This is a genomic window from Nocardioides sp. SLBN-35, from assembly GCF_006715725.1.
GTDB lineage: Bacteria > Actinomycetota > Actinomycetes > Propionibacteriales > Nocardioidaceae > Nocardioides.
In genome coordinates, this window is the sequence record NZ_VFNU01000001.1 from 2562985 (window position 1) to 2586020 (window position 23036).

Here is a 23036-nt window from a genome sequence, read left to right on the forward strand (position 1 = left end):
CGCCGGGTGCCTCACGACATGACGGAGACGACTCGCCCGCGACTCCTTCTCCTGGACGGTCACTCGCTGGCCTACCGCGCCTTCTTCGCCCTGCCCGTCGAGAACTTCTCGACCGCGACCGGACAGAACACCAACGCGGTCTACGGGTTCACCTCGATGCTGGTCAACGTGCTGCGCGACGAGCAGCCCACCCACGTGGCGGTCGCGTTCGACGTCTCGCGGCAGACCTTCCGCACGGAGGAGTACGCCGAGTACAAGGCCAAGCGCAACAAGACCCCCGGTGAGTTCAGCAGCCAGCTGCCGCTGATCGAGCGGATGCTGACGTCCTTCTCGATCCCGTTCATCAAGGTCCCCGGCTACGAGGCGGACGACATCATCGCGACCCTGGTCACCCAGGCCCTCGCCGACGAGACGAGCGGCCTCGAGGTGCTGATCCTCACCGGCGACCGCGACTCCATCCAGCTGGTCACCGAGCGCTCCACCGTCCTCTACCCGATGCGCGGTGTCTCCGACCTGTCCCGGATGACGCCGGCCTTCGTCGAGGAGAAGTACGGCGTACCGCCGCACCGCTATCCCGAGCTGGCCGCGATCGTGGGGGAGCAGTCCGACAACCTGCCCGGGGTCCCCGGTGTCGGCGCGGGCTTCGCCGCGAAGTGGATCAACACCTACGACGGCCTCGACAACGTCATCGCCCAGGCCGACAAGATCACCGGCAAGAAGGGCGAGGCGTTCCGCGAGCACCTCGGCGACGTCATCCGCAACCGCCGCCTCAACGCGCTGGTGCGCGACCTCGACCTCGGTGTGGTCGTCGACGACCTGGTGCTCAAGGAGTGGGACCGCGCCGCGGCGCTCGAGCTGCTCGACGAGCTGGAGTTCCGCGGCGAGCTGCGCACCCGGATCCTCGACGTCGTCGCACCGGGTGAGGACGTCCAGGTCGAGACCGGCGTCGAGCTCGACGGCACGACGCTCGCGCCCGACGCCGTTGCCGCCTGGCTGGAGCAGGCCGGTGACGAGAGGATCGGCCTGTCGGTCCGCGGCACGTGGGGCAGCGGCACCGGTCGCGTCGACGGCCTGGCGCTGGCCCTGGCCGACGGACGAGCGGCGTACGTCGACGTCGCGGCGATGAGCCCCGCCGACGACACGGCGATCGCGGCCTGGCTGGCCGACCCGGCGCGCCCCAAGGTGCTGCACGACGCCAAGGGACCGCTGCACGCGCTCGCCGCGCAGGGCTGGAGCCTGGCCGGCGTCGCGGAGGACACCGCGCTGGCGGCGTACCTCGTCGCGCCGGACCAGCGCTCCTACGACCTGGCCGACCTCTCGCTGCGCTACCTCCACCGCGAGCTCGCCCAGGCCCAGGACCCCGACCAGGGCGAGCTGCACTTCGACGACGGCGCGGCCGACCAGGGCGGCGTCGCGACCAGCGCGATGGTCCAGGCCCGCGCGGCGCTCGACCTGTCCGCCGAGCTGGCCGACGAGGTCGAGAAGGCCGGTGGCCGCGGGCTGCTCACCGACGTGGAGATGCCACTCGTCGGCGTCCTGGCCGCCATGGAGCGCACCGGCATCGCCATCGATGTCGAGCACCTCGAGGGGCTGGAGGCGCACTTCGGCGAGGAGGTCCGCAGTGAGGCCCAGAAGGCCTACGAGGTCATCGGCCAGGAGATCAACCTCGGCTCACCCAAGCAGCTGCAGGTCGTGCTCTTCGACGAGCTCAACATGCCGAAGACCAAGCGCACCAAGACCGGCTACACGACCGACGCCGACGCGCTGCAGTGGCTGTTCGTCCAGACCGAGCACCCGTTCCTGCTCCACCTGCTGCGCCACCGCGAGGTGATCCGCCTGCGGCAGACCATCGAGGGCCTGCTCAAGACGGTCCAGCCCGACGGCCGCATCCACACCACCTTCCACCAGACCATCGCCGCCACCGGCCGCCTGTCGAGCACCGACCCCAACCTGCAGAACATCCCGGTGCGCACCGAGGAGGGCCGCCGGATCCGCGAGAGCTTCGTCGTGGGCAGCGGCTACGCGTCGCTGATGACCGCCGACTACAGCCAGATCGAGATGCGGATCATGGCCCACCTGTCCGAGGACGACCTGCTCATCGAGGCGTTCCGCTCCGGCCGCGACTTCCACGCCGAGACCGCCTCGCGGGTCTTCGACGTCGCGTCGGACGCGGTCACACCGGAGATGCGCGCCAAGATCAAGGCGATGAACTACGGCCTCGCCTACGGCTTGTCCGCCTTCGGGCTGTCCCAGCAGCTCGGCATCGAGCCGCGCGAGGCCAGCGCCCTGATGGACGACTACTTCGAGACCTTCGGCGGCATCCGCGACTACCTCGCGGGCGTCGTCGACGAGGCCCGCCGCACCGGCTTCACCGAGACCATCATGGGCCGGCGCCGCTACCTGCCCGACCTCACCAGCGACAACCGGATGCGTCGCGAGGCCGCCGAGCGGATGGCGCTCAACGCCCCCATCCAGGGCTCGGCCGCCGACCTGATCAAGGTCGCCATGCTGCGCACCGACGCCGCGCTGAAGGAGGCCGGGCTGGCCTCACGGATGCTGCTGCAGGTCCACGACGAGCTCGTGTTCGAGGTCGCCGACGGCGAGCAGGACGCGCTCGAGGCCCTGGTCCGCGAGCAGATGGCCGGCGCCGCCGACCTCACCGTCCCGCTCGACGTCTCCGTCGGCACCGGCCGGTCCTGGCACGAGGCCGCGCACTAACCGGCGGGCGTGACCTCGTCGTCGCGGCGGTGCCGCACGACCTGCAGGGCGACGAGCACGAGCAGGACGGCGAGGTCGACCGCGCCGACCCGCGTGGCGAGGCCGGTCACGCTGGAGGCCGTGGCGCCGAGGCCGATGAGAAGCAGCACGCCGATGCCGACGACGTACTTGGTCGCGACGCCGCGGGTCGCCAGGCCGGCGTACACCAGCAGCTGCAGCAGCGAGAGCAGGGCGCCGAGGACGGCGAACATCCACAGCCGGTCCTGCACCTCGGCGTAGTCGGCGCCGCCGACGAAGATGATCGCGAGGCCGGGCAGCAGATAGGTCGCGGCGACGCCGAGCGCGCCCAGCGAGCCGAGGAAGGCCAGGCCCTTGATGACCGCGGCGCGGCTCTCGCCGCCGGTCGACATCGACGGGAAGAGCACCACGACGGCGAACTGGGGCAGGAACAGGACGGCCTTGGTGACGATCAGGCCGCCGGCGTACAGGCCGGCGTCGTGCTCGTCGAGGATGCTGCGGGCGACGACGATGTCGAGGTTCGCCATGGCGAAGAAGGCCAGCAGCGCGATCGAGCTGCCCAGCGTCTCGCGGAGCACGTCGCGCCGGATCTCCGTCTCGGTCACGCTGGACTCGCGTCGCGGATGGCGGCCGAGCGCCCAGGCGCCCACCAGGACGGGGATCCACGTCGAGACGAGCACGGCGAGCATCGCGCTGCTCTCCGAGCGCCACACCAGCAGGAAGCCGATGCCGAGGATGACACGGGGTACGCCGACCGCCAGGTAGACCAGGCTGAGCGGGAGCCAGCGGCGTTCGCCCTGCAGCACGCCGGCCTGGGCGCCCATCACGGTCGCGGGGACGATCGCCAGGCCGAGCAGGACGGCGGGCAGCAGCCCGTCGAGGCGCAGCAGCTTCGTGACGAGCGGTGCGGCCAGGACGGTCACGGCGCCGAGGACCAGGGCCAGCCGCCAGCCGGTGCGCAGGACGGCGGCCTCGACGGCGGCGACGTGCTCGGGGTCGGCGGCGATCCGTCGCGCCGAGGTGGCCTGCAGGCCGAGCTGGAGCACGGAGAGGACCAGCAGCAGCGCCATCACGCCGGCGAGCGCGCCGTACTGGCCGGGACCGAGCAGCCGCGCGGAGACGATCTGGAAGCCGTAGGTGCCGACGTTCATCACGGCCATCGCGATGGCGATGCCGGCGCTGCTGCGCAGCAGCCGGAAGATGCGTGAGCCCGCCGGGCGGGAGGTCGTCGTCACCAGAGCAGGTTAGGGGGCCGGTGGGCGTGAACCTAAGCCGACCCGGCGTCGCCGGGGTCCTGTCTCCTACAGTGTCGCCGGGCGACCTGTGGGAGGAGGGGGATGAGGGAGACATCCGAGCCGGCCGTGCGGGGCACGGGAGTCGCGGTGGCGCTGTACGCCGTCATGACGGTCCTCATGCTCCTGCAGCAGCCCGGCACCACCACCTACGACACCCGCGCGGAGCTGACCGAGCGCCCCGGCAGCTTCCTGTCCGGCGCCTTCAACCTGTGGCACCCGGAGTCCAACTTCGGCGAGTTCCAGAACCAGGCCTACGGCTACCTCTTCCCGCAGGGCACCTGGTTCTGGCTCAGCGACCTCCTCGGCATGCCCGACTGGGTGAGCCAGCGGCTGTGGTCCGCCCTGATCCTGGTGCTGGCGTGCGAGGGTGCGCGGCGGGTGGGCCGTGCGGTCGGGCTGGCGGAGCTGCCCGCGCTGCTGGCCGGCGCCTTCTTCGCGCTCTCGCCGCGGCTGCTCGGCACCGTGACGGTCCAGACGGCCGAGTCGCTGCCCGGCGCGGTCATGCCGTGGCTGGTCCTGCCCGTCGTGCTCCACCTGCGCGGCCGGCTCTCCGGGCGCGCAGCGGCACTGCTCAGCGGTGCGGCGGTCGTGTGCATGGGCGGCGTCAACGCCGTCGAGACCGCCGCCTGCCTCCCGCTCGCCGTCCTCCTCGTGCTGTGGGGCGTGCGCGGCCGGCTCGCCACGTGGCGCTTCGCGGCCGGCTGGGCGGCCGCGGTCGGCGCCGCCTGCCTGTGGTGGGCGTTGCCGCTCGCGGTGCTGGCCAAGTACGCGCCGCCGTTCTTCGAGTACGTCGAGAGCGCCAGTGACACCACGTCGCTGATCGGCTGGTCGGAGGCGGCCCGCGGCGACTCGTCGTGGCTCGGCTACCTGCTGTCCGGCGACCGGCCGTGGTGGCCGGCGGCCTTCGACCTCGCGACCGAGCCGGTCCTCGTCGTCGTGGCGGCCGTCGTGGCGGGGGTCGGGCTGGCCGGGCTCACCCTCATCGAGGGTCCGGTACGGCGCCCGCTGCTTCTCGCCGCGTTGCTCGGCCTGGGCTGCCTGACCGTCGCCCACGGCGGCGTCGCCGGAGCCCCGGTCGCCGGCGCCTTCCGCGACCTGCTCGACGGCCCGCTGCAGATCTTCCGCAACGTCCACAAGATCGACCCGGTAGTGCGACTGCCCCTCGCCCTCGGCTTCGGTACGGCGGTCGCGGCCGGCGCCGAGCGCCTGGTGGCCCGGCGGCCCCGGCTCGAGCCGGGGCGCAGCGGCCTGGTCCTGGTGCCCCTGCTGCTGCTCGCGGTGCTCGGCCAGCCCTTCCTCGGCTCCGACACCCGCACCCCGGGCTGGACCGACATCTCCGAGCCCTGGCAGCAGGCGCGGGACTACCTCGCCGACCAGCAGGCCGACGAGGGCTCGCAGCAGGCCGACCGCACCCTCGTCGTACCGGGCTCGAGCTTCGCGCAGCAGGCCTGGGGCTGGACCCTCGACGAGCCGCTGGCGATCCTCGGCGGGGTCGACATGGTCAGCCGCACCCAGGTCCCGCTCGTGCCGGGAGAGTCCATCCGCTACCTCTCCGCGCTCGACCAGTCGATCGTGACCGGGCGGGTGACGCCGGCCCTCGTCGACGAGCTGGCCCGCGCAGGCATCGGGCACGTCGTGCTCCGGCGCGACCTGCTGCGCCAGGTCACCCGCTCGCCCCATCCCGGAGGCGCCGCGGTCGCGCTGGCGAAGGCCGGGATGCAGCGGGTCGCGGCATTCGGCGCCACCGCCGACGACGAGCCGGAGGTCGAGGTGTTCCGGGTCCCGCGGCGGCTGCCGGTGGTCCGGGCGACCGCGCTCGACGACGTCGCGACCGTCCGCGGCGCGGCCGAGAGCAGCCTGCTCGCCCAGAGCGCCGGCCTGGTCGGTGCCGACCAGCCGACGGTCCTCGAGGGCGAGCCCGGCTGGGACCGCTCGGCCGACATCGTCACCGACACCGACCAGCGACGCGAGCGCGCGTTCGGCAGCAACGACGAGGGTCTCTCCGCGCTGATGACCGCCGACGAGCCGTGGCGCGTCGCACGGGCCGCCCACGACTTCCCGGGCGAGCCCGGCGGCACGCCGGTCGTCGCCCGCTACGCGGGGTTGAGGGGACTGGAGGCCTCCTCGGCGCAGGGGTACGCCGACAACTTCGGCCCGGTCATCACCGCGTCCGGCCCGTACGCTGCCGTCGACGGCGACCTCGACACGCAGTGGGTCACCTCGTCGGCGACCGCCCCCGAGCGGCAGTGGCTCCGGCTGGACCTCGCCGCCCCACGGGCCGTGCGGACCGTGACCGTGACGCCGGTCGCCGACGACCCGCAGGTCGTCCCGATCCGCACGATCGAGGTCGCGGCGGGCACCCAGACCGTCCGGGCGAGCGTCGGCGCCACAGGCGCGCCGGTCCGGGTGCGCCTCGACGGCAGCCGCGTCGACCGGGTGGAGGTGCGGATCGTCGAAGCGGCGACCGCGGCACGCTCGGCCCGGGTGGGCCTGCGCGAGGTCGCCGTCGACGGACTGCGGCCGCGTCGCACCTTCGTGGTCCCCGGCACCGCCGGCCCGGACGACGCCCTGGCCTTCAGCACCGTCCCCGGCCGCCGCGCGTGCTTCATCACCCCGAGCGTGCCGGACTGCGACGTGACCCGGATCCGGCAGCCGGAGGAGGCCGGCGGGATCGACCGGTCCTTCGCCCTCGAGGCCTCCGGCTCCTACCGGCTCACCGGGCACGTCGTCGTACGGAACACCCCCGAGGCCGCGCTGCTGCTCGACCAGGTCGAGCGCCGTCCCCCGGTCGAGGTGACCTCGTCGTACGGCGGAGATCCGAAGGTCGCCGGCCGCTTCGCCTACGACGGGCAGCCGAGCACCGCGTGGGTCTCCGACGACAGCGACCTGTACCCGACCCTGACCTTCCAGTGGCGCCGCACCCGCACCATCACGGGGATCAGCGTCCCGGCGAGCGGGGTCGCCGGCACTCCGGTGGCGGCGGTCATCACCTCGGGGCGGCGCACCCAACGGGTCGTGCTCGACGCCGGCGGCGCGGTCCCGATCGACCCGGTCCGCACCAACCGGCTGCAGGTGCGCTTCGAGAAGGCCCCCGGAGCCGGGCACGTGGTGGTCCCCGAGATCGAGCTGACCGGCGTCGACGTGACCCGGCCCCTGGTGGGGGACGCGCCCACCGGCGCGCTGTGCGGGCTCGGGCCGGTCATCGAGGTCGGCGGCCGCGAGGTCGCCACGCGTGTCACCGGGACCATGGCCGACCTGGTCAACGGGACCCCGCTCGAGCTCGAGAGCTGCGAGCCGTCCGCGGTCCGGCTGCCCTCAGGTGCCCAGGACCTGCACGCCACGCCGACGAGTGAGTTCGAGCTCGCCGACGTCTCACTCGTGCCGGCCGGGCAGCAGGCCACGGCCGTCCGCGAGCGTGACGTCACCGTCCAGCGCTGGGACCGTGATCGTCGTACGGTCCGTGTCGGCAGCGGCCCCGCGGCGGTGCTGTGGCTGCCGGAGAACGCCAACCCCGGCTGGGTCGCCGAGCTCGACGGGCGCCGCCTCGAGCCGATCCGCGTCGACGGCTGGCAGCAGGGGTGGCTGCTCCCGGCCGGCCAGGAGGCCGCGACGGTCCGACTGCGCTACGCACCCCAGCAGACGTACGCCGTCGTGCTCCCCCTCGGCCTGGCCGTCAGTGGCGGCGTGCTGCTGCTGGGCGCTGCCTGCCTCGTGCTCGTGCTCGTACGGCGCAGCCCGCGCGATCGCCGGCGTCCGTGGCCGGCGACCGAGCCCGCCACCCGCCCGCTGTGGTGGGGCGTCGCCCTCGTCGCGGCCGGGGTGCTGCTCGGCCCGGTGGCCGCCGTCGGGCTGCTCGCCGGCGCGTTCCTGCCCCGACACCCGGCCCGCTCCGCGGTGGCGGTGCTCGTGCTGGTGTCCGCGTCGGGCCTGCTCGACGCCCTCGACGGCGGACGCTTCGTGACCGGCAGCGCCGACGTCGCCGCGGCGCTGGGCGTCGGCCTGGTCGCGGGCCTCGTGCTGGGCCGGCCGACCCGTCGCGCGGAGGTGGCGCGATGAGCGCGTGGCGCGGACGGCAGGGGACGGCGGCGATCGCCGTACTGCTCTCGATGGTGGTCAGCCGGGCGGTGCTCCTGGCGGGCTCGTGGTTCAACCAGGACGACTTCTACCTCTTGGGCCGGGCGGCCGCCGCCGACCTGAGCGCCGAGTTCCTGGTCCGCGACACGGCGGGCCACGTCAACCCGCTGCAACAGCTGGCCTACTGGCTGCTCGCCCACCTGGCGCCGTACAGCTGGGCGAGCGTGGCCACCTTCGTGCTGCTGCTGCAGACCGCGGCCACGGTCGTGATGTGGCTGATCCTGACGCGGCTGCTGGGGGAGCGGTGGAGCCGGGTGGTGCTGCTGGCCGTCTTCGCGTGGGCCCCGCTCACCCTCGCCACGACGCTGTGGTGGAGTGCGGCGATGGGCCTGTGGCCCCACGTGCTCTGCTCGCTGCTGGCGGTGTGGCTGCTGGTGCGCTGGCGGCAGGGCGATGCCCGGGCGGTGTGGGCCGTGCTCGCGATCCTGCTCACGACGGCTGTCGGGCTGCTCTGGCACGAGCGCGCCGTGCTCATCCCTCCGGTGCTGTACGGCGTCGCGGTGGCGCTCGCCGACGAGGCGACCGGCTGGCGGCGACTGCGGGCAGCGCTGACGCGGTTCCGCTGGCTGTGGGCCGGGCAGGTGCTGCTGCTCGGCGGCTTCCTCGTCGCGCACGGCATGCTGACCGACGTCGAGGGCGGGGAGAGCACCTGGAAGCAGCGCCTCGAGGTGACCTGGTCGTTCCTCGGCCGCAACATCGTCCCCGGCCTGTTCGGCGGTCCGTGGACCGGCGAGCTCGACGGCGGCGCGGTGCGGCCGGCCGTGTGGGTCGTGGTGGTGTCGCTCGTGCTCGCGCTGGCCGGAGCGGTGCTGCTCCTGGTCCGCGGCGGGCCGGCCCGTCGCTGGGGCCTGGCGTTCCTCGTCGCCTATGTGGCCGCCGACCTCGCCCTGCTGCTGTCCGGCCGCGCGGGCTTCGGCTCGATCATCGGCCTCGACCCGCGCTACTCCTCCGACACGGTGCACGCCGCGGTGCTCTGCGTCGCCCTGTGCCTGCGCGGCTCCCGGCCCTGGCTCGGGCTGCTGGAGACGGCGACCGCGCGGGTCCGCGGTGGCGTCGTCGCCACTACCGTCCTGCTGTACGGCGCCGCGTCGGCGGCCGGCACCGCCCTGCTCGTGCCCCACTTCCAGAACACCGAGGACAAGGCGTTCGTCACGACGCTGCGCTCGCAGTTCGCCGCCGACCCGACGGCCGTCCTGTTCGACCGGCTCGCACCGACCGACGTCGTGCTGCCACTCGTCGGCGCCGACTCCCAGCTCTCGCGGATCCTCGCGCCCCTGCCCGAGCACCTGCGCTTCGACGAGGCGTCCGCGCACCTGCGGATGGTCGCCGACGACGGCAGCCTGCGGCCGGTCGGGCTCGCGGGGATCATCCCCGCCGAGGACGGACCCGACGACGGGTGCGGCTACGAGGTCGGCCGCGCGTCTCGGCGCGCCCCGTTCGTCGTACCCGTCGACGGTCGGCTGCTCGTCCGCGTCTCCTACTTCACCTCGGACGAGACGACGCTGAGCGTCACGACGGACGGATGGAGCACCGACTTCCTCGCCAGCCGCGGCCCGAACCGGATGTGGCTGGTGCTGCCCGACCTCGCGGGCGAGGTCGACGCGCTCACCTTCCGCGGCGACGGCCGGTCGACGGTCTGCATCACCGACATCGACGCCGGCCTCCCGGAGCAGCCGTGAGCCTGCGTCGCGCGGGCGGCCCCGACCTGGCGGTGACGCTCGCGGTCACCGCGCTGGTGTTGGGCCCGCTCCTCGTCGGCGGCGGCTACTGGCTCGTCGGCGACATGGTCTTCGTGCCCCACCAGCCCTGGAAGAGCGCATGGCTCGGCCTGGACGGCTCGCTGCCGCGCGCCGTCCCGATGGACGCGCTGGTCTCACTGGCCACCCACGTGGTGCCGGGCAGCGTGGTCCAGCGACTGCTGCTGGTCGGCGGGTTCCTCGCGGGCGGGCTCGGGATCGCGCGCGTCGTCGCCGAGCAGCGGTGGTACGCCCGCGCTGCCGCGATCACGCTGTTCTGCTGGAACCCGTGGGTCCTGGAACGGCTGCTGATCGGCCAGTGGGCGATCCTGCTGGGCTACCTGTTGCTGCCGTGGGTCGCGCTCGCCGCGCTCCGGCTGCGCGCGGACCGGCAGGCGTGGGCACCTGCGGCCGTCGTGCTCGTGCTGTCCGCGGTCTGCAGCCCGTCGAGCGGGGTGATGGCCGTCGGGGTCCTGGCCGTGCTCGCGCTCGGTCGGGACCGGCGTACCTGGGCGTGGGTGGGCCTGCTCGCCCTCGCCGCCAACCTGTGCTGGGCCGTGCCGGCGCTGACCGCCTCCACCGTGCGGGTGTCGACCGACGGCGTCTTCGCGGGCTTCGCGGCCCGCGCCGAGTCCGCGGCCGGTACGGCGGCCAGCGTGTTCTCCCTCGGCGGCATCTGGAAGACGTCGATCGTCCCCGAGGAGCGCACCAGCGCCGTGCTGGTGCTGCTGTCCTGCCTGCTCAGCGTCGTTGCCTGCGTCGGGCTGGCGCGCGGTGGCACGGACCGGCGTCGCTGGGCGGTCCTCGGCGCCGCGGCCGTCGTGCTCGCGCTGCTGCCCGCGCTGCCGGGTGGCAGCGGCCTGCTGGAGGGACTCGCCGGCCACGTGCCGGGGCTGGCCCTGCTGCGCGACTCGCACCGCTTCCTGGCGCCGCTCGGCCTCGTGCTGGCGGTCGGCTCGGCCCATGCGGTCAGCGCGGTGCGGGCCCGGATCCGCCCCGGGACGGGGGCGTTGTGGAGTGCGGTGGTGCTGCTCGTCGTGGCCCCCCTGCTGCTCCTGCCCAGCCTGGCGTGGGGCGCGCTGGGTGACCTGCCGCGCTCGTCGTACCCGACGGCGTGGGAGGACGTCGCCGACCTGGTCGGCTCGGACGACACCACTGTCGTGCTGCCCTGGGAGGGCTCCTACCGTGGCTACTCCTGGAACCACCGTCGCGCCGTCCTCGACCCGGCGCCCCGGCTGCTGCCCGGCACCGTGCTGGTCGACGACCGCGTGCTGCTGGCCGACCGCGTCGTCCCGGCCGAGGACCCGCGGGTCGTCGCGGTCGCGCTCGCGCTGGCCGATCCCGACCCGGCCGGAGCCCTGCGCGCCCAGGGTGTGCGCTGGGTGCTGGTGGAGCGGGGGATGGGGGAGCCCGAGGTCCCCGCCGGCAGGGTCGCGTACGACGGCGGCGGGCTGATGCTCGTCGACCTCGCCGCCGGCGGGCCGGTCGCCGACATTGCGGGCGACGACGACCGTTCGCGTCACGTTCTGGTGTCGATCGGCCTGACTTCCGCGATTCTTTTGCTTTTGGCCGGTGCCGCATGGATACTCCGGTCTGGGAGTAACGGGCATCACAGTCATGAAGGTCATGGGGTGTGATGCTCTGTGCCGGTCTTTGGGAGGGGACCGTCGCATGAACACGATCATCGCCACTGTCGTCGGGGCACTCGCCTCGACCGCTGTCCTCGTCGCCGGCGTCAACGCCGCGCAGGGTGAGCACAAGCCCGTCAGCAACGAGAAGCTCTACAGCTACGCCAGCAAGTAGGGCGCCTTCGCCGCATCCTCGAATGACCCCGGTCGCTCGAGGCGCGGTTCGTCGTACCGTCCCTGGGGAGGGGGACGGCTGAGCAGACGGCTTGGGAGGGTCCGATGCTGCAGATCGTCATTCCGGCGTACAACGAGGAACGCCGGCTGCCGCGCACACTGCGGGAGCTGCGTCGTCACGTGACGGCGCACCGCGGCGTGCTCGGCCGGGTGGAGGTGCTCGTCGTCGACAACGCGAGCACCGACCGCACCGCGGAGGTGGCCCGTGAGGCCGACTCGGCGGCGCTGCCCGTACGGGTGGTGCGGTGCGCACGCCGCGGCAAGGGTGCCGCGGTCCGTGCGGGCCTGCTCGCCACCGACGCCGACCTGGTGTGCTTCATGGACGCCGACGGCGCGACCGGCCTCGACGCGATCGAGGCGGCCTGGCGCGAGGTGCTCCTCGGCGCCGACGTCGTCATCGGGTCGCGGGCGGTCGCCGGGAGCGAGACCGAGGCGCGGCACTGCCGCACCCGTTCGCTGGGCGCGGCGGCCTACCGGCGCCTCGCCGGCCGGCTGGTGCCGGGGATCGCCGACACCCAGTGCGGGTTCAAGGTGTTCCGCGGGAGCCTGGCCCGGTCGGCCGCGCGCCGGCTGGAGACCGCCGGGTTCTCGTTCGACGTCGAGCTGCTCGTGCGCCTGCGCGGCCTCGGCGCCGAGGTGCAGGAGATTCCGGTGACCTGGACCGACGTGCCCGGGTCGACCTTCGTGCCGTCGCGCCACGGCGCCGCGGCGTTCGCAGAGCTGGCCCGGATCGCCTGGCGCTGCCGGGCGCTCGACCGGCCCGCGCCGGTGGCGGCCGCCCCGGTGCTGCTCGCCGGGAGCCAGGCATGACCCCGCCGGACCAGGCACTCGCGGGTCGGCGCGTCGTCGTCGTCAACTGGCGCGACCTCGACCACTCGCTCGCCGGCGGCGCGGAGATCTACGCCTGGCAGTACGCCCGGGCGCTGCACGAGGCCGGGGCTCGGGTGCACTTCGTGACCGCTCGTGACGAGGGCCAGGCGCCCCGCGAGGTCCGCGACGGGATCGCCGTACGCCGGGGCGGGGGCGCGCTGACGTTCTACCTGTTCGCGCTGGCCTGGCTGTTGCGCCACCGGCGGCGGATCGACGCCGTGATCGACCCGGCCTGCGGACTGCCGTCGTTCTCGCCGCTGGTCCTGCGCCGCGGCACTCCGGCCCTGCTCATCGTCCACCACGTGCACCAGGCCCAGTTCGCGGTGCACTTCCCGGCTCCGGTCGCCGCCTTCGGCCGCTGGATGGAGCGGGTCGCGATGCGCTCGGTCTACCGGCACCACGTGACCGCTGCGGTGTCGGCCTCGACCGTCGCCGAGATGCGCGAGCAGCTCGGCTGGACCGGCGACGTCCGGATCCTGGAGAACGGTGCGGACCTGCCCGACTCACAGCAGGTCGATGCTGCGGCGAAGGATCCCGACCGAGTCGTCGTCCTGGGCCGGCTGGTCACCCACAAGCGGGTCGACCTCGTGCTCGAGGCCGTGCGTCGCGCGCAGGACAGCGCCGCGCTCGCCGGCCGCACCCTCCACGTCGACGTCATCGGCCGCGGGCCCGAGCACGACCGGCTGGTTGCCAGGGCGGCCGAGCTCGGCCTCGCCGGCCAGGTGAGGTTCCACGGCTTCGTGCCGGCAGCCGACAAGGACGCCCTGCTCGCGCGGGCCTCGGTGCAGGTGTGCGCCTCGGATGCCGAGGGCTGGGGCCAGGCGGTCATCGACGCGGCCGCCCACGGCGTACCCACCGTGGCCCGGGACGTGCCCGGGCTGCGTGACTCGATCCGCCCGGGGGAGAGCGGCTGGCTGGTCCCCGACAGCGCGGACCCGGCCACCGTCGTCACCCGGATCACCGACGCGTTGACCGCCGCCCTGGTCGACGCCGCCGACCCCGGGACCCGGGTCCTGCGCGCCGAGGCGTGCCTGGCCTGGGCCCACAAGTTCGACTGGTCGCAGATGCGCCTGCAGGCGCGCGACCTGACCATCCAGCTCCTCGGGCACGCGGCCGCGCTGCCCGACCGTCACCACCCACGCGACGCTCGCGTGGCCGTCTGAGAGAGGCTCGCTCATGCGCAGCAAGCTCGCCGCCGTGTCCGTCGGACTCGGTGTCTTCCTGATCGTGGCAGCCGCCCTGGTCCGCTTCTACGCCTACCCGGTTCTCGCCAACGTGCCGCCCGACTACGAGGGCACCACCAAGCTCGAGGCCAAGGGCGCCGAGATCTTCAACTCCGACCCCGACGTGCTCGCGCCGGAGACCTCGGACCTCGACATCACGTCGTTCACCATCGCCGACAGCGGCGTCAAGGCGCCCGGCGACACGGTGGTGTGGGTGAACTCGACCACGGTCAAGCGGGTCGGCGGCGAGGACTTCCAGCAGACCCGTGAGCGGGCGCCCTTCGACGGCAAGACCGGTGCCGCCGTCGACTGCGCCAAGTGCGGCTCGTGGGAGGAGGTCGCGAGCGCCGACGACTTCACCAAGGTCGACCGGGTCGACGTCACCCGCAAGGGGCTGGTCTTCAAGTTCCCGTTCGCCACCGAGAAGAAGGACTACCCGCTCTGGGACGGCACGCTCGGCAAGGCCGTCGACGCGAAGTTCGAGGGCGAGGAGAAGGTCGACGGCCTCACGGTCTACAAGTTCGTGCAGACCATCCCCGACACCATGGTCGAGACGCGCAGCGTCCCGTCGAAGGTCTTCGGCTCCGCCGAGACCGGCAACGTCGAGGCCGAGATGTGGTACCAGATGACCCGCACCTTCTGGGTCGAGCCGACCACCGGCTCGCCGGTCAACCGGGTCGAGAACCGCGTCCAGGAGCTGCGGTACGACGGCACCAGCGTCCCCGCGTTCACCGGCACGGTGCAGTACACCCAGGCCCAGGTCGACGACCTGGTCAGCGACGCCAAGGGCAACGCGACCCTGCTCGGCGGCATGAAGCTGGTCTTCCCCGGCATCCTGCTGCTGCTCGGTGCCGGCCTGCTGGCCGCGGGCCTGGTCCTCGGCAAGAGCGCCCGCCAGCAGCGGACCGCCCGGCGCGACGACAAGGCGCTCGTCGACGCCTGACCCCTAGGACTCCTCTCCGAGGAGGGAGACGACGGCCTCGAGCAGCTGCTCGAGGCCGTTGTCGTTCCACTGCGCGGCGCGGGCCCGCAGGGTCAGCACGGTGCGGCCGCGGTGGCCGACCGCGCCGAGCGAGAGCCCGGTGCCGCCGGCGGTCACGGGGTGGAAGGCGAGCCGCTCCACGTGGGGCGCCTCGACCTCGCCGAGGTGGGACACGAGCAGCGTCGAGCCCAGCCGTGGGGCCAGCAGCCGCAGGCCGGTCGCGGTCGCCCGGGCCGCCAGGCGCGTCCACGGCCGGTCGGGTGCCGGCGTCGGTGGCGTCACCACGGGGGCGGTGCGCAGCGCCTCGGTGACGCCGGCCAGGTCGAGCCGTTCGACGTCGCGCAGGCGCAGCAGCACGCTGTGGTCGCCGAGCCCGGCTCCGGCCTGGCCGCGCACGGCGCCCACCGCGATCGCGACGTGGCGCGCCTGCCGGCCGCGGGCGGCCTGGTGCCGCACCACGGCCCGCGCGGCGGCGTGGACCAGCGGCGCCGCGCGTACCGTGCCCGGGACCTCGGCTGCCACCAGCACGTCGCCGGGCGTGGGCACCGGGACCGCCGGGGGGCTCACCCCTGCAGGCGGGTGGAGGGCCACCTCGCCGAGCCGCCGGGCGGCCGTCGTGACGAGACCACCGGTCGTCGTGCGGTCGCCGACGCCGCGCGCCGACGAGGTCGCGGGGCCCAGGCCGAGGCGGTCGAGGACGGTCAGCAGGCCGAGACCGTCGACTGCGCCGTGGTGGGCGGACACCACGACGTCGCGGCCGTGGGCGCCGACGAGCAGCGGCTCGCGCGAGGGCGCGACGAGTGCGTCGTACAGGTGGGCGAGGGTCGGTGCGGTGAGCGGTGGGCGCGCTGGCCACCCCTCGGCGCGGACCAGGGCGTCCAGCCGGTCGGCGAGCTCGACGGTCCGGACCGGCGCCGGCAGGCTCGCGGTCAGCAGGATCCGCCAGCCGATCCGCGGATCGGCGACCCAGTCGCGGTCGTCGTACCCGCTCACGGCTTGTGGGCGAGGACCACCAGGCTGACGCCCGGCAGTCGCTTGACGGGCAGGCCGCGCTCGACCGCGAGGGCGGCGCGCAGCCCGGCGTTGAGCACCGGGTGCACCTCCTCCATCTCGCTCTCGGCGGCGTGCTTGTTGCGGCGGCGCGCGCGGACGACCGGGCGCAGCAGCACGTTCCACGACCGGAGGTCGTCGATGACCAGCCCGGCGCCGGTCACGAGGTCGGCCAGCTGCTGCCTCTCGTAGCGGCGGACGTGGCCCAGCGCGACGTCGTGCCCGCTCCACAGCGCCATCCCGGCCGGGACCGCCACGAGCACGCGGCCACCCGGACGCAGCACCCGCACGGTCTCGCGGGCCACCGCCGCGTCGTCGTCGATGTGCTCCCACGCGTCGGTCGACATCACCAGGTCGACCGACGCGTCCGCGACGGGCAGCTGCCGGCCGTCGCCCTGCACGACCGGGATGCCGCGGGCGGCGGCGATGTCGGAGCCGGTGTCGGTGTACTCGACCCCGATCGCCTGCCAGCCGAGCTCGCGCAGCACCGCGGTGTTGCCACCCATGCCACACCCGACGTCGATGGCGCGGCCCGCCGGCCAGTCGCGGACGGTACGTCGCACGAGGGCTCGGCGGGCGGCGTACCACCAGTGCCGGTGCTCGAGCTCGGCCGACTTGGCGATCTCCTCCGCGTCCACGGATCCACCCTAGTGACAGTGCACGAGAGGTGGCGGTTCCCCTCAGCCGTGGCGGCTCGGGTCGGTCTTGGTCCGGACCTCCTTGCCGTCGCGGCCGCCGCCCCAGTCGGTGTCGGCGAGGGTCGGGTCGGTCTTCCGCTTGCCGAACCTCTTGTTCTTCGCGCCGGTGACCTCGTCGTAGTCGCTCAGCTTGTCCTTGTCGGTGTCGGCGAGGGTCGGGTCGGTCTTGCGGACCTTGATCTTGTAGGGCCCGCCGTTGGCCTTCGAGCGGACGACCCGCTGTCCGACCTTGACGCCGGTGACCTCCTGGAAGTCGGTGAGCCGGTCGCCGTCGGTGTCCCGGTCGCACGGGTTGGTGCGGACAAGGCCGATCGTCTTCGCCTTCGACTTCCTCGGCTTGCCCCGGACCGTCCAGTACTTCTGCGCCACGTCGGACCCGTTGACCTCCTGGCCGTCGGTCAGGCCGTCGCCGTCGGTGTCGCGCCAGAGCGGGTTCGTGCTGGTCGCGACACCGGCCGGAGTGACGCATCCCGTCGGTCCGAAGACCTCCCGCCCGTCCTTGAGGCCGTCGCCGTCGGTGTCCGGGTTGTTCGGGTTGGTCCAGGCCGCCTTCTCGGCACCGTCGTTCAGCCCGTCGTCGTCGGTGTCCGGGTTGTTCGGGTCGGTCCCGTCCGCCGCCTCCTGGCTGTCCGGTACGCCGTCGCCGTCGGTGTCCTTCGGCGGTACGTCGACGGTGAAGGTCGCGGTGTCGTCCACTCCGGTGCCGTTGGCGTTGCCGTCGGCGGTCACGGTGTGGCTGCCTTCCGTCAGGTCGGTGGTCGGGGTGTAGGTCCAGTTGCCGGACCCGTCGACCGGCACGCTGATCGGGGTGCCGCCGTCGATGACCAGGCTGATCGTCGAGTTCGGCTCGGCGGTGCCGGTGATGGCGGGGGTGGCGTCGGTGACGGTGGAGGCGTCGGCCGGGGTGGTGATCACGGTGGCGGCGGCGGGTACGGCGTCGACGGTGAAGGTGATGGTGTCGTCAACGCCGGTGCCGTTGGCGTTGCCGTCGGCGGTCACGGTGTGCGAGCCCTCGGAGAGGTCGGTGGTCGGGGTGTAGGTCCAGTTGCCGGACGCGTCGACCGGCACGCTGATCGGGGTGCCGCCGTCGATGACCAGGCTGATCGTCGAGTTCGGCTCGGCGGTGCCGGTGATGGCGGGGGTGGCGTCGGTGACGGTGGAGGCGTCGGCCGGGGTGGTGATCACGGTGGCGGCGGCGGGGACGGCGTCGACGGTGAAGGTGGTGGTGTCGTCGACGCCGGTGCCGTTGGCGTTGCCGTCGGCCGTGATGGTGTGCGAGCCCTCGGTGAGGTCGGTGGTCGGGGTGTAGGTCCAGTTGCCAGTGCCGTCGACGGGGACGGTGATGGGGGTGCCGCCGTCGATGACCAGGGTGATCGTCGAGTTGGGTTCGGCGGTGCCGGTGATGGCGGGGGTGGCGTCGGTGACGGTCGAGGCATCGGCCGGGGTCGTGATGACAGTGTCGGCCGGGGTGGCGCCGCACTCGACGCCCCCTGCCGGCGCCGTGGCCTCGACCGCACCGGCGCCGATCGCCAGGTCGAGGTCCGCCAGCTCGGTGAGGGCGAGCGACGCCTGCAGCCGGATGCGCAGCACGGCGTCGAGGGCACCCGCGCCAGTGGCGCCCGAGGAGGTGTCGGTGAAGTTGGCCAGGCCGATCTGCAGGCTGACGGTGGCGAGACCGAGGTTGACCGGGACGTTCACCATGCCGTCGCCGACGGTGATCGTGGCGAGGGGAAGGCCGGCCACGAGGACCTGGGCGGTGACGGCGGGGCTGACGACGGCGGCGGTACCGGTGGTGCCGTCCGAGGTGGCCCGGGTCACGACGGCGTCGGAGAGACGGACCGTGATGCCGCCGGCCACGGCGGGCAGCAGCTGGACGTCGCCGACCGTGGTGCTGGTCTCGGAGACCATGTCGGCGTGACCGTCGACGTCGGCGTCGACCAGCTTCGTCGTGGTCGTCGCCTGGACCGCGCCGATGGTCGCCACGTTGCTCAGCAGGCCGACCGACGCGACGGAGCTGGTGGAGCGGCCGAGCAGGCGCTCGGTGCCGACGAGCGGCGGGCAGGACGTCGCGCTGACGTAGTTGGCCGCCACGGTGCGGTCGATCGCGTCGATCGCGCCCAGGGCGGCGAGGTCGAGCGGTACCAGCGTGTCGGACGCGGAGTCCGTCGGCGGGGCGGTGACGCTGAGGCTGTCCAGGTCGATCGGGATACCGGCCAGCGCGACGTCCACGTTGGCGGAGTCCGCGGTGACGTTGTCGGCTGCCAGCGTGCTGTCGACGGTGGTGAGCGCGTGGCCCACCGGCACGCTCGCCGCCGACGCATCGAGTACGTCGACCGGCAGGTCCACGAGGTCGGCGTGCGCCGATCCCGAGTAGGGGGCCGGCAGGGGATCGGCCTGCGCTGCTGGGGCGAGTGGAACGGTCAGTGCGAGTGCGGCCATGGTCGCGGCCGCCGTACCGATTGGCGCCACGGCCCTGAGCCTGCGACGCGCCTGTGATGCGGACATGAGGTGCTCCCTCCAGCACGGTTCCCGAACCGCCACTATTGATGAGCGGGACGGTCCCGGGGAGGGGTACGCCGCCGATCCGGCCGGAATGAGGACGGAAGGCCCGGCCGGCCATGGCCCGAAATGACCAGGTCAGCCCAGGTCCGCGCCGAAGATGGCCGTGCCCGGCGTGAGCCGCCCACGGGTCCCGGACCACCCGCCCCAGAGCCGCTCGTGCCCCTCGGGCCACTCCGGCTCGAGCAGCGTGGTCAGCCGGAAGCCCGCCCCCGCCAGCAGCGCGACCCAGTCGCCGAGGGTGCGGTGGTGCTCGACGTACGACGTCGCGCCGGTCGCGTCGTCGACCTCGACGTACGGCGTGCGGTCCCAGTACGACTGGGTCGCCGTCAGCCCCTCCTCGCCGGGATCGTCGGGGAACATCCACCGTGTCGGGTGGGTGATCGAGAACGCGAACCTGCCACCCGGACGCAGCACCCGCGCGGTCTCGGCGACGGCGACGTCGATGTCGGCCACGAACTGCAGCGCCCCGAAGGAGGAGAACACGACGTCGAAGCTCGCGTCGGCGAAGGGGAGCGCGGTGGCGGTGCCGAGCACGCTGGGTACGACGACCGTGGACGCCTCGTCGATCCGTCGCGAGTGCTGCAGCTGCCGGTGGGAGAGGTCGAGCCCGATGGCGCGCCCGCCCCGGCTGCGCACCCAGCGCGAGCACTGACCGGCGCCGGAGCCGACCTCGAGGACGTCGCGATCGCGCACCTCGCCCAGGATCCCGGCGTTCTCCTCCCTCAGCCCCTCGGGGCCCCACACGAAGCCGATGTCACCGAGGAACCCGCCGTGGGTCGCCTGGTACTCGTCGGCGTACCGGTCCCAGTCGGCTCCGTTGGCACGGCGCGACTCGCCCTCGTCGGCGGCCCGCCGGTGGGCGGTCACGGGGGGATGTGGCCATGCTTCGACGCCCTCTGCGCCCTCGACGTCCTGCACGTCTGCCGAGGATAGTGGTCGCCGGTTGGACTCCCACGTCGGGCGGCGCGTACTCTGGGACGTCTGTGTGCTGGCCTGCCCGCCGGGCGACGGTCCGCAGACGCATCATCCCGACTACATCTGCCCACTTCAAGGACTGACCGACTACATGACGAGCACCCTCTCGACCCCCCTTGCGAGCTTCGACGACAACGCGCCCCAGGTCGCGGTCAACGACATCGGCTCCGAGGCGGACTTCCTGGCCGCCATCGACGCGACCATCAAGTACTTCAACGACGGCGACATCGTCGACGGCACCATCGTCAAGGTGGACCGTGACGAGGTTCTGCTGGACATCGGCTACAAGACCGAGGGCGTCATCCCCTCGCGTGAGCTGTCGATCAAGCACGACGTCGACCCGTCCGAGGTCGTCCAGGTGGGCGACAAGGTCGAGGCTCTCGTTCTCCAGAAGGAGGACAAGGAGGGTCGCCTGATCCTGTCCAAGAAGCGCGCCCAGTACGAGCGCGCCTGGGGCACGATCGAGGAGATCAAGGAGGCCGACGGCGTCGTCGAGGGCACCGTCATCGAGGTCGTCAAGGGCGGCCTCATCATCGACATCGGCCTGCGCGGCTTCCTGCCCGCCTCGCTCGTCGAGATGCGCCGGGTCCGCGACCTGCAGCCCTACGTCGGTCAGACCCTCGAGGCCAAGATCATCGAGCTCGACAAGAACCGCAACAACGTGGTCCTGTCGCGCCGTGCCTGGCTCGAGCAGACCCAGTCCGAGGTCCGCCACGGCTTCCTCACCCAGCTCCAGAAGGGCCAGATCCGCAAGGGTGTCGTGTCCTCGATCGTCAACTTCGGTGCGTTCGTGGACCTCGGCGGCGTCGACGGTCTCGTCCACGTCTCGGAGCTGTCCTGGAAGCACATCGACCACCCGTCCGAGGTCGTCACCGTGGGTGACGAGGTCACCGTCGAGGTCCTCGACGTCGACATGGACCGCGAGCGTGTCTCCCTGTCGCTGAAGGCGACCCAGGAGGACCCGTGGCAGCACTTCGCCCGGACCCACCAGATCGGTCAGATCGTCCCCGGCAAGGTCACCAAGCTGGTTCCCTTCGGCTCGTTCGTGCGGGTCGAGGAGGGCATCGAGGGCCTGGTCCACATCTCCGAGCTGGCCGAGCGCCACGTCGAGATCCCGGAGCAGGTCGTCCAGGTCGGCGACGACGTCATGGTCAAGATCATCGACATCGACCTCGAGCGTCGCCGGATCTCCCTCTCGCTCAAGCAGGCCAACGAGACCGCTGCCGCGGCGGACGTCGAGGAGTTCGACCCGACGCTGTACGGCATGGAGGCCACGTACGACGACCAGGGCAACTACATCTACCCCGAGGGCTTCGACCCGGAGACGGGCGAGTGGCTCGAGGGCTTCGACGAGCAGCGTGCGAAGTGGGAGGAGCAGTACGCCAAGGCGCACGCTCGCTGGGAGGCCCACGTCAAGCAGCAGGCCGACGCGAAGCAGGCCGAGATCGAGGCGGGCGAGTCCAGCTCGTACTCCTCCGCCCCGGCCGAGGACGCCACCGGCGGCTCGCTCGCGTCCGACGAGGCGCTGCAGGCGCTTCGCGAGAAGCTGACCGGCGGCAACTGATCGCCCCACGCTTCACCGCAGCAACCACGAAGGCCCCGACCGTACGGTCGGGGCCTTCGGGTCTTTCTGGCTGTCTCAGCGGTGGCCGTAGGTGAGCCGGCGCAGGACCTTCTCGGCCGGGCCGGGGTGGTCGCGCCTGTGGAGGCCGGCGGCGAGCGCCACGGAGGCGAGCCAGACGCCGACCGCGGCGAGCACCGCGAAGGCGGTGTGGCCGCCGAGGTCGAGGGCGAAGGGCGCGAACAGGACCAGCCAGCACACCGACTGGAGCAGGTAGCCGGACAGGGAGCGCTGACCGAGAGCGGCCACGGCGCCGACTCGTCCCGTGCGGGAGAGGCGGGCGCCGAGGAGGGCGAGGGCGGCGATGTAGCCGGGCCCGGCGTACTCGCCGCTGACGTCGTGGAGCAGGGCGAGGATGTCGACGGTGCCGGCGGCCGGGTGGAGGACGCCGGCGGCGACGAGGGCGTAGGGGAGTCCGCCGAGGACCGCGATGCCGAGGCCGATGACCGCGGTGCGGACGAGCAGGGTGCGGTGCTGGTCGACGTTCTCGAGGATCCGACGCCGAGCCGCCCAGATCCCGAGCCAGACGATGACGATGGCCGGCAGCACGGAGAGCGTGTGGGCGGGCCACTCGGCGAGCCGGTCGCCGATGGAGGCGCGGTAGGAGTCCGCGGCGAGCGAGGGGTTCGGTGAGTTGACCAGCCCGGCGCCGCCGGACCAGTCGTGGGTGGCGGCGAGGACCGGGAGCACGACGAGGTAGATCGACTGCAGTCCCCACAGCCACAGCACCGCCCGGTGGAAGCGGTCGGTGCGGCGCACGAGCAGGAAGGTCGCGGCCAGGCCCAGCAGCCCGTACGCGCCGAGGAAGTCGCCGAAGTAGAGCAGGCCCGCGTGCACGAGGCCGAAGCCGACCAGCCAGGCGTTGCGCCGGACGAGGACCCGCCGGGGGTCGGCGCCGGCACGCTCCTGGCGCCGGGCGATCTGGACCAGGCCGTAGCCGAACATGATCGCGAAGACGGGATAGGCCCGGCTGTCGACGAGCAGGGAGAGCCCGAAGTTGAGGACCCTGGCGATGCCGTGCGGGTCGGGGTCGAGGCCGGGCTGGCCGGCGAAGGCGCAGTTGCCTGCGTTGGCGAGCGCGATGAACAGCAGCATCGCGCCACGGATCAGGTCGGGGGCGAGCGCACGCTCGCTGCGTCGGGTGGGCCCGAGAGTGGTGGTGGTCATGGCTCCACGCTCGTCGCCGCAGGCGGTGACCGCGCGGAGTCCAGGCCCCGAACCGGAGGTGGGGATATCCCCACCTGCCCGTGCGGGTCAGTCGAACCAGGTGGGCTGCTGGCGGATGAGCAGCC

The 23036-nt window shown here is 73.2% G+C and carries 15 protein-coding genes; 9 read left to right on the top strand and 6 right to left on the bottom strand.

The annotated features are described in order from the left end of the window. Nucleotides 1-18 precede the first annotated feature (18 nt). Entirely contained in the window at nucleotides 19-2718 is a 2700-nt protein-coding gene (polA, locus tag FBY23_RS12450) for a DNA polymerase I (RefSeq protein ID WP_141798431.1), read from the top strand. Here the strand turns inward: polA and FBY23_RS12455 are convergent. Next, complete coding sequence (locus tag FBY23_RS12455) at nucleotides 2715-3971, bottom strand: oligosaccharide flippase family protein (RefSeq protein WP_141798432.1); 1257 nt, start codon at nucleotides 3969-3971, stop codon at nucleotides 2715-2717. The two genes, polA and FBY23_RS12455, sit on opposite strands and share 4 nt — an antisense overlap. Nucleotides 3972-4073: 102 nt before the next feature. Between FBY23_RS12455 and FBY23_RS12460 the strand changes: the two genes are divergently transcribed. The 7 genes from FBY23_RS12460 to FBY23_RS12485 all read left to right on the top strand — a co-directional run bounded on the left by FBY23_RS12460 (nucleotide 4074) and on the right by FBY23_RS12485 (nucleotide 14799). Further along, a complete protein-coding gene (locus FBY23_RS12460) occupies nucleotides 4074-8087 on the top strand; it encodes an alpha-(1->3)-arabinofuranosyltransferase family protein (RefSeq protein ID WP_141798433.1) in 4014 nt (1337 codons plus the stop codon). Further along, nucleotides 8084-9844, top strand: a complete 1761-nt coding sequence (locus tag FBY23_RS12465) for a hypothetical protein (protein WP_141798434.1) — start codon at nucleotides 8084-8086, stop codon at nucleotides 9842-9844. The genes FBY23_RS12460 and FBY23_RS12465 overlap by 4 nt, the downstream gene beginning before the upstream one ends. Next, on the top strand, nucleotides 9841-11538 hold the full coding sequence (locus tag FBY23_RS12470; RefSeq protein WP_141798435.1) for a hypothetical protein: 1698 nt from the start codon (nucleotides 9841-9843) through the stop codon (nucleotides 11536-11538). Before FBY23_RS12465 ends, FBY23_RS12470 begins: the two co-directional genes overlap by 4 nt. 34 nt (nucleotides 11539-11572) lie before the next feature. Then, nucleotides 11573-11704, top strand: coding sequence for a hypothetical protein (locus FBY23_RS26660; RefSeq protein WP_260805935.1), 132 nt, complete (start codon nucleotides 11573-11575; stop codon nucleotides 11702-11704). A gap of 104 nt (nucleotides 11705-11808) precedes the next feature. After that, nucleotides 11809-12573, top strand: a complete 765-nt coding sequence (locus FBY23_RS12475) for a dolichyl-phosphate beta-glucosyltransferase (protein ID WP_141798436.1) — start codon at nucleotides 11809-11811, stop codon at nucleotides 12571-12573. After that, on the top strand, nucleotides 12570-13796 hold the full coding sequence (locus tag FBY23_RS12480) for a glycosyltransferase family 4 protein (RefSeq protein WP_141798437.1): 1227 nt from the start codon (nucleotides 12570-12572) through the stop codon (nucleotides 13794-13796). The genes FBY23_RS12475 and FBY23_RS12480 overlap by 4 nt, the downstream gene beginning before the upstream one ends. Nucleotides 13797-13809: 13 nt before the next feature. Then, nucleotides 13810-14799, top strand: coding sequence for a DUF3068 domain-containing protein (locus tag FBY23_RS12485; protein WP_141798438.1), 990 nt, complete (start codon nucleotides 13810-13812; stop codon nucleotides 14797-14799). 3 nt (nucleotides 14800-14802) lie between these two features. Here the strand turns inward: FBY23_RS12485 and FBY23_RS12490 are convergent, their stop codons facing one another. The 4 genes from FBY23_RS12490 to FBY23_RS12505 form a co-directional block, all read right to left on the bottom strand. Then, nucleotides 14803-15831 carry a hypothetical protein gene (locus FBY23_RS12490; protein WP_141798439.1) on the bottom strand — a complete coding sequence of 343 codons (1029 nt, stop codon included), beginning with the start codon at nucleotides 15829-15831 and terminating at the stop codon, nucleotides 14803-14805. Next, a complete protein-coding gene (locus FBY23_RS12495) occupies nucleotides 15828-16526 on the bottom strand; it encodes a class I SAM-dependent methyltransferase (protein WP_141798440.1) in 699 nt (232 codons plus the stop codon). Before FBY23_RS12495 ends, FBY23_RS12490 begins: the two co-directional genes overlap by 4 nt. Nucleotides 16527-16568: 42 nt before the next feature. Beyond that, nucleotides 16569-19055: an Ig-like domain-containing protein gene (locus tag FBY23_RS26845; RefSeq protein ID WP_141798441.1), complete on the bottom strand. Its 2487-nt coding sequence runs from the start codon at nucleotides 19053-19055 to the stop codon at nucleotides 16569-16571. Nucleotides 19056-19223: 168 nt separating this feature from the next. Next, nucleotides 19224-20015, bottom strand: coding sequence for a class I SAM-dependent methyltransferase (locus FBY23_RS12505; protein WP_141798442.1), 792 nt, complete (start codon nucleotides 20013-20015; stop codon nucleotides 19224-19226). 199 nt (nucleotides 20016-20214) lie between these two features. Here FBY23_RS12505 and rpsA point away from each other — a divergent pair, with 199 nt between their 5' ends. Continuing rightward, the gene (gene rpsA / locus FBY23_RS12510; protein ID WP_141798443.1) at nucleotides 20215-21687 is read left to right on the top strand and encodes a 30S ribosomal protein S1; all 1473 of its coding nucleotides are present in this window, start codon (nucleotides 20215-20217) and stop codon (nucleotides 21685-21687) included. 75 nt (nucleotides 21688-21762) lie between these two features. Here the strand turns inward: rpsA and FBY23_RS12515 are convergent, their stop codons facing one another. Beyond that, complete coding sequence (locus tag FBY23_RS12515; RefSeq protein ID WP_141798444.1) at nucleotides 21763-22911, bottom strand: DUF418 domain-containing protein; 1149 nt, start codon at nucleotides 22909-22911, stop codon at nucleotides 21763-21765. Between the last annotated feature and the right edge of the window lie 125 nt (nucleotides 22912-23036).